The sequence below is a fragment of the Candidatus Zixiibacteriota bacterium genome (assembly GCA_016933955.1).
Classification (GTDB): domain Bacteria; phylum Zixibacteria; class MSB-5A5; order GN15; family PGXB01; genus JAFGTT01.
The window spans coordinates 1-12366 of record JAFGTT010000017.1 but is presented as its reverse complement, the minus strand read 5'-3'; the positions used below and the strand labels follow the sequence as shown (position 1 = coordinate 12366).

The 12366-nt window shown below is 51.6% G+C and carries 9 protein-coding genes; 3 read left to right on the top strand and 6 right to left on the bottom strand.

Annotated elements, in window-relative coordinates:
* The first annotated feature begins 136 nt into the window (after positions 1-136).
* Positions 137-2569: a S49 family peptidase gene (locus JXQ28_06055; GenBank protein MBN2277292.1), complete on the top strand. Its 2433-nt coding sequence runs from the start codon at positions 137-139 to the stop codon at positions 2567-2569.
* Positions 2570-2665: 96 nt separating this feature from the next.
* On the opposite strand, the gene JXQ28_06050 is transcribed toward JXQ28_06055, so the two are convergent.
* From JXQ28_06050 to hflX, 6 genes are all read right to left on the bottom strand, one after another.
* Complete coding sequence (locus tag JXQ28_06050) at positions 2666-4930, bottom strand: thrombospondin type 3 repeat-containing protein (GenBank protein ID MBN2277291.1); 2265 nt, start codon at positions 4928-4930, stop codon at positions 2666-2668.
* A gap of 148 nt (positions 4931-5078) precedes the next feature.
* Positions 5079-6863: a hypothetical protein gene (locus tag JXQ28_06045; GenBank protein ID MBN2277290.1), complete on the bottom strand. Its 1785-nt coding sequence runs from the start codon at positions 6861-6863 to the stop codon at positions 5079-5081.
* A gap of 163 nt (positions 6864-7026) precedes the next feature.
* The gene (locus JXQ28_06040) at positions 7027-8811 is read right to left on the bottom strand and encodes a KamA family radical SAM protein (protein MBN2277289.1); all 1785 of its coding nucleotides are present in this window, start codon (positions 8809-8811) and stop codon (positions 7027-7029) included.
* A 200-nt stretch (positions 8812-9011) separates the two neighbouring features.
* Complete coding sequence (locus tag JXQ28_06035) at positions 9012-9299, bottom strand: Smr/MutS family protein (protein MBN2277288.1); 288 nt, start codon at positions 9297-9299, stop codon at positions 9012-9014.
* Between the two features lie 93 nt (positions 9300-9392).
* Complete coding sequence (locus JXQ28_06030; protein ID MBN2277287.1) at positions 9393-9749, bottom strand: response regulator; 357 nt, start codon at positions 9747-9749, stop codon at positions 9393-9395.
* Positions 9750-9799: 50 nt separating this feature from the next.
* Positions 9800-10903 carry a GTPase HflX gene (gene hflX, locus JXQ28_06025; protein ID MBN2277286.1) on the bottom strand — a complete coding sequence of 368 codons (1104 nt, stop codon included), beginning with the start codon at positions 10901-10903 and terminating at the stop codon, positions 9800-9802.
* Positions 10904-11082: 179 nt separating this feature from the next.
* Between hflX and JXQ28_06020 the strand changes: the two genes are divergently transcribed.
* The gene (locus JXQ28_06020) at positions 11083-11613 is read left to right on the top strand and encodes a hypothetical protein (GenBank protein MBN2277285.1); all 531 of its coding nucleotides are present in this window, start codon (positions 11083-11085) and stop codon (positions 11611-11613) included.
* A gap of 113 nt (positions 11614-11726) precedes the next feature.
* A complete protein-coding gene (locus tag JXQ28_06015; protein MBN2277284.1) occupies positions 11727-12275 on the top strand; it encodes a 2'-5' RNA ligase family protein in 549 nt (182 codons plus the stop codon).
* Positions 12276-12366 lie beyond the last annotated feature (91 nt).

Here is a 12366-nt window from a genome sequence, read left to right as displayed (position 1 = left end):
TAGCGGTGATGCGCGCCGGCTGCATGGATAGATTGGGGACGATCTTTTTATCCGTCGAAGAGTGTTTTTTTGCTTTAACTATTGAAAGCTATGATCTATAATTCGGTCATTATACCCTTAAATTCCCGGAGGAATCATGCTCAGGACTATTTTAATTCTTGTCTTGATACTGACTATTTTCGTTATGCCGGTCATGGCCCAGAATGTCAATGACTACTATTCGAGATATCAATTTCTGATGGCTTCGCCCGGTGCTTTCGATGATGGTCTGGTCGGGTTTGACAATCCGGCCGCTTTGTCATTGCTCAACCGGATGGAGAGCCGGTTTTTCTGGTCCACCGATGGTGTCGATGCCTCGTCATTTAACAACTGGGGCTTATTTCTCGGAGTTCCCCATCTGGGCTTCGGGGTCCAGCGGCAAAATGAGGGGGATTATCATGTAACCGATTACAGGTTCGGAACATCCTTCGGTTCGCCGGCAACCATGTTCGGTTTGGCCTATGGCTGGACCACCGGCGATAAGCATTTGTTTGACCGCAAAAGAATCGCTTCGGTCGGTATGCTGATGCGCCCCTGCCGATATATTTCACTGGGCCTGGTCGGAAATTTTTCGGTCGAGGATGACTGGAATGAAGGCGTGGCCGAAGTCGGTCTCCGGCCGCTGGGGAATTCACGCCTGACTCTCTTTGCCGACGGGGCTATCGAACGGGATATGTCTTTCTCCGATGCTCCCTGGAGCGCCGGGGCGGCGGTGGAAGTGGCCCCCGGAGTAAACCTGGTCGGCCGGTATTTCGATAGTGAAGCTTTCACCTTCGGGTTCACCTTCAATTTCGGCCGCAACGGTATCGGGGCTCAGTCACATTATGATAAAAATCAGGATCTCTCTTCCTACAGCTACCATGTTCGTCTGGGTGGCCAGCGAAAATCATTTGTGCCGGTGCTGTTCGATGAAAATAATCGGTATCTGCCGCTCGATTTGAATGGTACGGTCGATTATCATAAGTACGTCCTTTTCGATGATAAGACCCTCAGGTTCAAAGACCTTCTGGATTATATCCGGGCCGCCTCCGATGACCCGCGGGTGGCGGTGATTGCACTCAATCTTTCATCCCTGCGGATCTACGGGGAACATGCCTGGGAAATCCGAGAGGAACTTCAGGCCGCTCGGGCCGCCGGCAAGAAGGTGATCGCCTTTTTTGATCGGGCCGGGATGACCAATTACCATCTGGCCAGCGTGGCCGATCGGGTGGTCATGGATCCGGAAGGAAGCCTGCAACTGCCGGGTTATATTCTGGGCCGAACCTTTTTCAAGGCCACTCTCGAGAAACTGGGCCTTGGTTTCGATGAATGGCGGTTTTTCAAATACAAATCGGCCGCCGAGGCCTTAAGTCGCGAAAGCATGTCCGAGGCCGACCGGGAACAACGCCAGAATTTTGTTGACGATGCTTACGAAATCGTCCGGGCCGATGTCTGCCAATCCCGTAACCTGACCGAAAAGCAGTTTGATGATGTTGTCGATAATCAGGGTTTCCTGATGGCCGATGAGGCGCTCGAAGCCGGGTTGGTCGATACCCTGGCCCGCTGGTCGGATAAGAATGACGTTATTACTGCCTATTATGGTCGCCGGTTGGGCGGTCTGGCCGCAGGTGATCTTCTGGATCTGGCCTTGAACCGCGAGGATTGGGGACCCCGCCCGGAAATCGCCATCGTTTATGGTTTGGGCGAATGCGCCATGGATCAGGGTATCCGGGCCCGCTGGCTGGAACGGGTCTTCCTCTCACTGGCCCGGAACCGACAGATCAAGGCGGTTGTCTTCCGGGTTGATTCGCCCGGAGGTGATGGGCTGGCCAGCGATCTGGTGGCCGAAGCGGTTCGGGAATGCGCCCAAAAGAAACCGGTCGTCATCAGCCAGGGCCGGGTGGCCGGATCGGGCGGATACTGGATTTCGATGTACGGCAATGAAATCATCGCCGGTCCGAATACCATCACCGGATCGATCGGAGTAATCGGCGGCTGGCTGTACGATAAACAAATCGGAGAAAAGCTCGGCATGTCGGCCGATTTCGTCAAGCGGGGCAAGCATGCCGAGCTCGGTTTCGGTATCCGGTTGCCGTTTCTCAATATGACTATCCCTTCCCGTAATCTTGATCGGGAAGAGCGCGCCGAAATGGAACGCCTGATCCGAGCCTTTTATGATGATTTTGTCCGCAAGGTTGCCGATGGACGGGATCTGCCGGTCGAGAGAGTTTTAGAAATCGCCGAGGGGCATTTTTATTCGGGCCTCGATGGAATGGAAATCGGATTGGTGGACCGGATCGGCGGATTGAACACAGCCGTTGCCGCGGCCCGTACCAGAGCGGGAATCGCTCCCGGGGACAAAATCGATCTGATCGAAATCCCCAAATACAAGGGCCTGTTCGATTTCAGCCCGTTCCCGAAAATACCGTCGCCCTTTGAGACATATTTTGAGAACGATGATATTCTCCGCTATCTGAAAGTGGCCGCTGAGCATAACGGCCGGGCATTGCCGATGATGATTCCGGGGACATATCCCGTGATGGATCAATAAACCATGCGATTATATTTACCGGTTCTCCCATAGAAGGAGAACCGGTTTTATATCTCTTTATGATTTTCCCCAATGTAGCGCAGGGGAAAATATACTTTACGACATCAACGGTCGCGGCGGAGGCCCGCCCCGGTACAGGTAATTTATCAGGTAAGTGATATCGAGGATATTGGTTGCCCCAGAAGCATCGACATCCCCGGCCAGCCGATGAATGACCGGTTCATGTCCCCCCAGGTATATATATCTCAGCAGGTAGGTGGCGTCTTTCAGATCGATCCGCTCGTCACCGTTAATATCTCTCGATCCGGGACCAATCATAATAAAATATCCCGTGGCCGTGAAATCCTGCCCATCCGTAAAATTCCCCGATACCGCGTATCCCAGCCTGACCGTATCGAAAACCTGTCCATAGCTATTGATGAAACCGCCGGCCGGGAAAATGGCCTCGAGAATATCAGCCGATTGTTTTAAAGTCACGAATTCAGCCACCGGCTCCATAACCTGCGATGCCGTCGGGGTGATTGTACCGTTGATACGGATGGTAGCTTGACTGATATCGTTCGAGGTATAACCGTCGAGAATATCACCGATATAAATCGCCAGAGTCACAGTCGGCGATGATCCGGTCCACGACGATTGCACCGTGTCGGGAACCAGGATGGTCTGCTCGGTAGCACAGCCGGTCGGCAGGGCGCCGATCAGGACGCCGCAATCGTTGTGCAGGGGATTACAGACCGAATTGAAGGCAATATGGTAATTGGCCAGCGATGGTTCGCAAAAAAGCGGATCGATCGAAAGATTACCGTCCACATAAGCCTGATCGGCAATAGCCCCGACCCAATCGCCACCGCTGTTGCCGTACACATCACAGCATTCCAGTGAAATAAAATTATCCGTCACTCCCGCCGTGACCGCCTGGCCGTCATTATCTCCGATTATACAGGTCTGCAGGCCGGGCGCCGCTTCGTATTCGAAATAAATAATCCCGCCGTTTTCGGCATAATTGCCAACAATGGTGCAATTTTCCAGATGCGGCGAGCTGTTATCGCAGAAAAGGGCCGCCCCGTTCGATAGAGCATAACTTCGATTACCGGTAATCAGGCAATTCCTTATCATCGGCCGGGAAAAATCCTCACAGCAAATACCGGCCCCATCGTCTGAGGTAAGATAGCCTCCTTTAACGGTAAAACCTTCCAGGATGGAATTGCTGTCCTCGCCGCTGTGGAAATGCACCGCCCGGCTTTCCGACAAAGCCGAACCCTGGCAGTCGATAAGGGTTCGGTACGGACCCTCTTCGGAAACCACCCTGAGGAATTTGCCCTTAAAATCGATATTCCGGTTGCCCTCGCCGGTGTAAATTCCGGGTGCAACCAGGATGATATCACCATGGGTGGCCGAATCGATAGCCGCCTGGATGGTCGGGGCGTCACCGCCCCCGTCGGCTTTAACATACCATGTCACGAACACCGAGTCACAGGCATCCCCGATACCATCGCCGTCAAAATCGGCCTGATCGGGATTGTGCAGGTAAGGGCAATTATCACAAACCGTCCCCGCCCCATCGTTGTCCGTATCATCCTGGTCCGGATTGTAATCCGTCGGGCAGTTGTCGATATCCCCGCAAACCCCGTCGCCATCGGCATCATTATCGGGATCGAGTGGGCATATATCGCAAACATCACCTGTTCCATCGGAATCGGAATCGGCCTGGTCGGGATTGGCCGTGGATGGGCAGTTGTCCAGATCATCGGCAAGACCATCGCAGTCGATATCTCCGATGCAAATCACCTGCCAGCAGTACGGCCCGCCGAATGATGCCGGTTCATCAAACAACCAGTCATAAACGGAGTTGGGATGCCGAATCGAATCGATACAGAATGTTCCGCCCTGATCGATTTTGAAAGCGAATTTAATAATCAGGGTTTCATCTGTCCCGGCAGGCCAGCCGTTCGATGATGCCGCGGCATGGTTAATGGTATCGGGGAGGACCCCGTCCCATCTGAATCCATGCCAGCGGTTGACCATATTCCAGACGGTATCATATCCGTTGGGCATCAGGATCGAACTGTCGTTATAGCTGACGCCGTCACCCCCGATGGTGACGGCACTGAAACCGCCGACATTCCAGTGTTCGGCGTAGTCTATACTTCCATCAGGGCTGAAGAAATGAAATGGCAGGCTGTACCCGACTATATCGTTGACATTATCACTGATATAAATATCCACCGTAAAGGGAATACCCGCCTGAAGAGTATCAACTGCGATTTGCGGTTCGGCCCCGGCCCGAAAAACCGTCCCGCCCGATGTCGAAGCGAGCAATATTAATAAAAAAGCCCCCAGGCATGGACGAAATAATCCCATAGTATCCTCCCCTTGGAATTAACAGAAAATACCGTCCCGACTATGGCCGGTTGAATTGAAACTTCTCTTTTATGTCACCCCTTCAGGGGTCTATTCCAAAAATAGGGGATCCGGGTGTTTATGCTCCGGATCCCCGGTGAATTCAAAATTATTCAATAAATGGCTTTACCGGCGGGAGACCGTCAGCCAGAATATATCTGATCAAATAAGTGATATCGAGTATATTAATATTACCTGATCCATCGATATCGCCCGTCTCGGGAACCGGCAGAGGGGCCCGGCCATCTCGATAGATATAACTTATCAGGTAGGTGATATCGAGCATATCGACCTGGTTGTCGCCATTGACATCTCCGGTAATATGTCCCCGTAACCGAACCCAGCCATATGTTTCCTTATAGTGCTTCGTGCCCAGGCTGACCCATTTGAGTGAATAGGTTTGAGCCGTGGTGTCCCGCAGCGGCCAGTAATGCATCACAAATGGACGCAGGCCGACCGACATTTTCAATTTTTCGATTCCATTGTCATCGATATATTGAAAGTCGAACGGGACCAGATCGTCATTGATCAGCACGTTGGTGGTATCGACATCATGAACACTCGTCCCCAGTTCTATATCCCAGAGATAAATATCGGCATAGATTGAATCAACCGAAAAGGCATAGTAGGCATACATGAATCCCGGCACGATTTCCGTTTTCCGGTCGCCGCAGCCATACCCGAGAGCCCCGATCTGCACCCCGGCCGGATTGTTGCCGGCCAGGCACGGAGATCTGAATTCGAGCGTGTAGATGGCATTATTCAGACTGCAGAACAGCGGGTCGACCGCCGTGTTATAATTTTCCGTTTCCATCCCGGCGATACATCCGCTCCAGTCGCCCAGGCCGTTACCGTAAATATCGCAATTGCTGAATGACGGCATGATTGCCGCCGCTCCCTCGCTGCATTCGACCGCGATTCCCTGATTGAAAGCGATCAGGGTGTTGGTAAAAATCGGCGAGATGTCAAAATCGGAGCTGATAATTTTGACGGCACTGCTGTTATCGGTGGATTCATTGGCGGCAACGGTGCAATTGTTGAAAATCGGCGAGCCCTCGGCGATCACCATGCCACCGGCATCAACGGCCGTATTCCAGGTGATCCGGCAAAAGTCGAATATGGCCGCGCTGTTATCACAGTATATTCCTCCGCCGGAGGCGGTGAAAGCCACCGGTTCGGCGGTGTTGCGGGCGATGTTACAGTTTTCAAAAACCGGCGCTCCGCCGGAAATGTATACTCCGGCCCCGAATGGCGACCAGTTGTATTTGATGGTGCAATCTATGAAACGCGACGTCGAGTTGATGACACATATCGCCCCGCCATAGGCGATATCACTTACGGGGTAAGTGTGGTGTTCGCGAAAAAAGCAGTTTATGAAAGTCGGCGAGGAATTTTCGATCAGCACCCCGGCGCCCATATATTGGCTTCCCTTGCCGATAGTGAAACCCTCGATCACCGAGGAGGAATCTTCACCCGAATGGAAATAAAAGGCGCGGTGACGGTCGGTTTCGGTTCCGTGGCAGTAAATCAGGGTTGAATCCGGTCCGGCCACCGAGTGCAGATACAGGTTTTTCCCGCCGAAATCCAGATCGCGGTTACCGTCATAGTAATACTGACCGCTCATGGCTATCACGGTATCCCCCGAATGGGCCATATCTATGGCCTTTTGAATCGTCTGAAAGGGCAGGTCAAAAGTCCCTTCACCGGTCAAATCGTTACCGGTCCACGATGACACCCACCAGACCGGCCCGTCATAAGTTAAGGTTGCTTCACTGGATATGGCCGTTATAATCATGGCCTGATGACCGATATTACTCGATTGGTCTATCGGCATGGCCAAAGCGCAGAGTGGCAGTATGGCAAGAAGAAAAAAGATCATTGAGGTGAGTTTCATTTCATCCTCCCCCTATTACGGATAAAAGATTTTTAAGCATTTCAGACTGTGGACCAAATAATAAGACAGTATATAAAAAATATACCCAAAATCGATCCCGTGTCAAATAAATACTTAATCTATCCGTCAACTCGAAGATAAGCCATACGGCCTGAGTGACTTGTCAGTAATAATACCAGATCGTCCGGTAGCGGGTAATATCCTCGCCGATTTTCCTCAACCGATCGAGGTAATCGAGTATCGGTACATCGACCCCGATATAATTCTTATGTTCGATAATACTTCGATCCCAGGGATGGAATTCGTAAACCCGGGAACCATCGGGCAGTATCGAAACCAGGTCGCGGTGATGGCGGGCCCGAAGGTAGTTTTTCCCCAGCCCCGGGACATTGTACACCGCCTCATCGGTCCGGCTCAGGCCCGGAAGCAGGCGCGCCTCCTCGTTGATTTCCTGTAACAACCGGGCAATCGGCACGATATAGTCCTTCGTCTCGCTTTTACCTTTGCAGTTAAAAATGTAGTACGGTTCAATCCCGATCTGTCTGCCTACCTGCCTTAACAGAACCGATTCGAAACGACGCGAGGTATAGAAAGTGAACACCTGCTGATTGTAAACCGGAATACCCTTCCGGCGAAATTTCTGAACCGCTTCAAAGGTATCCGGCGTGATTTCGTAAGCGTGCTCGGCATGAGTGACAATCGAAATATCCTGCCGGCCCGGCCGGTGATAACGGGCGATAATACCGGCCAGACCATCGGTGATACGCATCGGGATGGTTATCGGTGTTCGGGATCCGATCCGTATATGTCTGATAGATTTTATGCTCGAGACTTTCTTCAAGATTTTCTCGATTGTCCGGTCATTGAGGGCCAACGGATCGCCGCCGGTTATCAATAGCTCGTGGATGGCCGGATGGTCGGCAATCCATTCCAGGGCCAGATCGATTTTTTTCGATGGCGCCAGGGCATCGGGCGCCATGGCTGTCTCGATTTCCCAGTTGCGCTGGCAATAAACACATATCTGGGGGCAGGTGTTGTACGGTTTCAAGATGGCGATCCCGGGATAACGCCTCGTAACCAAATCGATCGGCGAAGTATCCTGCTCCAGCATGAAATCGAAAGCGCATTCCCTCCGGCCCCGGTTTGCCGACATCACCCTGATATAATTCTCCGGAGGAAAAACCTGCGCCCGAATACAACGATCGCCGCCATTGTTGCTTTCATCCATCAGCGACAGGTAATAAGGCGTCACCCCGAAGGGTAACCGGGCCTCGAGAACCTGGGCGATATTTTTTCTTTCCTTTTGGTCTAAGGGCACCAGCTTTTCCAGTGTCCGGAGGTCTTTGACGACATGAATCACCTGCCAGCGCCAGTCCCGCCAGTCGGACTCGGAACCGCCCAGAACACCCAGAATTTTCTTTTTTCTTTTTTCCCTTTGTTCGATGGCGGAAGGGAGCAGACCGTTCCGGTAACGATTCATCCATTGTTCGACCCTGTTCCAGATCCGATCCAGGGCGCGCGATCGGACCTCGGCCGCCTTACGACCCCGAAGCGAACGGATTTTCACCTGGTCAGACGGGGCATCGCCAATCCCGCGTCCCTGCATCCCCATAATGATATGAATCAGATCGGCGTAAAAACCGGCTTGCAGATCCGGACGCGGTTTCTCCCAGGCAATATCATAAAGCGCCCGGGTAACGCTGAAACCCGAAAGCCGGTCCGACTGTGCCCGCAAAATCGACCGCATGGCCCGGGTGCAATCCCTGACCCGGACAATACTGTTGATCGCCGGTTCATGGGTTTCATCGAAGACGTCGAACTGGTATCGGGTAACCCGGCGGAAAAGCCGCTCCCGGACAACCTCGAGACTTCTCGAGGAGCCAGCCAGCTGAAAAAAGTCCGCCCCCTCGGCTTTCAATGTTTCCAGATTATACTTTATCCCTTTCATGATACCCCGAGATTAATAACCCCGATTAAAGCGGCCGTGAATAATATGATATTTTATAATAAAAGACACCGCCGTCAATGTCAAGTCATCGCCCCGGATTGATGATAAATATAATCCACGAAACGTATCAAATGTATCTTACGGTTCAATGAACATAACCATTAAACCGCGACTCCCGCCGGAATATACATGCAATAATATCAGGATGGTTTCTTAAGATCGACCACGGTCGCGCCCCACGAGCCGCCGCTTCCGGATTCGTGGCGGAAACTCACTACCGCCGGATGACGGTTTAGAAGGGAATGGACAATATCGCGCAGGACCCCGGTGCCCTTGCCGTGTACGATTCGCAGTTGATATATTTCTTTCTCAAGGCAGGCTTCGATATAATCAGGAAGCAGCTGTTTGACCTCGCGGGGTTGGAAGGTATGCAGGTCCAGCGTCCCGTCGATCGGCAATTCCACGAAATCCGGCCGGTCATCATCCATAGCGGACAAATAAAACAACCGGCGGCCGTTAAGCAAGGAGGATATTGTTTACTGCGAAAAATCCGTCTTATGGGAGCAGGTGCGAGCAGTCAATCAAAGAAGATCACTCAGCAGTTTCTCGATATCCGACATCATGAACGGCTTGTTCAGGAAACCATCGGCTTTCGAGGAAACGATATTGGAATCGACATCATCGACCGAATAACCCGAAATCACTACCACCGGGAGTTTCGGTTTTTTATCCTTGATGGCTTTCAGCAATTCCAGTCCCGACATTTTCGGCATCCGCATATCGGTGATGACCATGGCGATATCGTTCTGATCGACCCTGGCCAGGGCATCATGACCGTCGGTAGCCCGAATGGCGTCATACTGAAATACCTCCAGCATCTCCACCAGGAGACTGGACATATTCGGATTATCATCGACAATTAATATTTTTTTGCCCATAATTTATGCTCTCTTCTTGATATAAGAATCGGCAAAATAAGCAGTTAACTTTATCGCTTTTGTGAAAAGAGTTGTAACCGAAGCGATAGTTCCTCCCGAAGCCGATCCAGCCCGATATCCTCAAGAGCTGAGATATAAAAGACCTCCCGGCCATTGACAACATTTATCCGGGGTTCTTTCAGCCTGTCGATCTTATTGTAAATCAAGAGATTATCGATATCCCTGGCGCCGATCTCACCCAGGACCGAGCGGGTTTGCTCGATCTTGGCGCTATGATTCGGGTCGGAAAAATCGATCACCTGCAATAGCAGATCGGCATAGGTAATCTCCTCGAGGGTCGATTTAAACGAGGCCACCAGTTGATGCGGCAGTTTTCGGATAAATCCGACCGTGTCGGTAAAAAGAATCTTCTCCGGGTATCCCGCCGACATCTCGCGGGTGGTCGAGTCCAGGGTAGTGAAAAGCGCATCCGCGGTGGAGACCTCGGATTTGGTCAGCCGGTTAAACAGGGTCGATTTGCCGGCGTTGGTATAACCGATCAATGAAACCTTAAACAGATTCTGTCGTCCTTTGCGCTGGGTGGCCCTCTGCTGGCCGAGCCGCTCGATTTCCTTTTTCAGGTGCGCGATTTTCTTGCGCACCTGCCGCCGGTCGATCTCCAGCTGGGTTTCGCCCGGCCCCTTGGAACCGATCCCGACCCCGCCGTACTGACGGCTGAAATGCGACCAGGCCCCGGTCAGCCGGGGAAGCATGTATTCCAGCTGGGCCAGTTCCACCTGGAGCTTGGCCGCGGCCGTAAGGGCATGGAGCGCGAATATATCCAGAATCAGAATCGAGCGGTCGATGACCTTGATTTCGAAAGCCTCCTCGAGATTCCTCTGCTGGACCGGGGAGAGAGGATCATCGAAAATAACCAGATTAACCCCGTTACCGGCGAACTGCTCCTTGAGTTGCGCCACCAGCCCTTTGCCGATATAATATTTCGGATCCGGCGGACGGGACTGTACCAACCGGTCGGAAACTCGCCCCCCGGCCGAAACCGTCAGCTCGGCCAGTTCGACCAGCGACTGCTCGACCTCGCTCTTCCGGATATTTTTCCAGGCCAATCCGATCAGACAGGCTTTTTCGTTGATAATTTCCCGGGTTTCTTTCATCTGTAATAATATAATACGAATTACCCGAAAAAAGGCCCGAAATTTTTTATTTCAATCGGCCGTCGATATGGCTTGCCGAAATATTCTCATTGCCGATATTTAAATCCCATATTATTATTGAAAATAAATATCTTCGTAAACAGGGAATATCAACGGGGACAGTGCCATTGGATACATACATGGAACCAGGAGAATTGGCGGCCAATCCGAATTTCGCTAGGCAAAAACGGAAAACTACTGCCGGCCTCAGCGATGACATGATCGATAAACCGATAATCGCTTTAATCAGGACCTTTAACCGGATACCCTGTTGTTTCACTCTGCAGTGTTGCTATGGCCATTTTGTTTACGGTAATCGGAAAGATCCCCATAACCTCGATCCCCTGCCCGTAACCGATACCATCAAGGAAGTGGAATACAGGATTGCCTATGTTTGTTTCTGCGTTAAGAAAAATAATCCGGGCAGGAAATTGCTTGAGACATTGAAAAGCATCACGCTTCTCGATCCGGAAAATATTCAATTTTGCGGGGCCGAGTGGTTTTGGGAAAGACAGGTCAATTCTTATGTCCTGCAGGTCGAACCGGACAGGTTCAAACATCAGGACACCGCCGTATTGAGTTATCGTGAGGCCCTGCATATAGAAAAAGTGAGGGATAAGTTCTTTGTTCGACTCCGGGATTGTCTGGATAAGTACGTTGAATGGCAGTGAGTAATGACCGGATTTCCCGAAAGCCATTTTATATATTCATACCGGCATGAAATAGTCACCGGAGCGGGTAATGCCGAATAAAAATTTTCGGAAACCTCCCCAAATGAGTGAACATGATCACATTCGATGAATCGGCGCTGGTTCTCATGGTTCCCGAGGCCGAGAAACTGGTCGGGTCATACCGGCGAAAATTCACCACCGATGGCGCGATCGGGATGCCGGCCCATATCACCATCCTGTACCCCTTCCTGAAAAGCACCGCATGGAATGATACAACCCGGCGAATCCTTATGGATACGGTCGCCCGGTTATCATCGTTTTCGTTTCAATTGGTGAGGCTGAACCGTTTCCGGGAGCATAATATCCTGTACCTGGAATTGTCGCCCGACTCGGAAATACTGAATATGATTCACCTGGTATCCGGGGCTTTTCCGGATCACCCGCCTTTTGGTGGAGAAATCCCGCCGGATAAAATAATCCCCCATCTTACAGTCGCGGCCGGTTTTGGCAATGATGAAATTCCCAAGGTCGAACAGCTGATATACAAAGAGGTAGCTTCTCATCTGCCGTTGAATATCTCGGTCGGGGAATTATCCCTGGCCATAAAGGTTTCCAACCGCTGGACCATCTCCGAGAGTTTTAAGTTGGGGGATGAGGGGTAATTATATTATACTGCTCCCCGTTAGTTGACAGTAGTTGCTAAGAGAGTATCTTGTGGCTGATTTCACAAAGGAGTCAGTCATGAAAAGACGT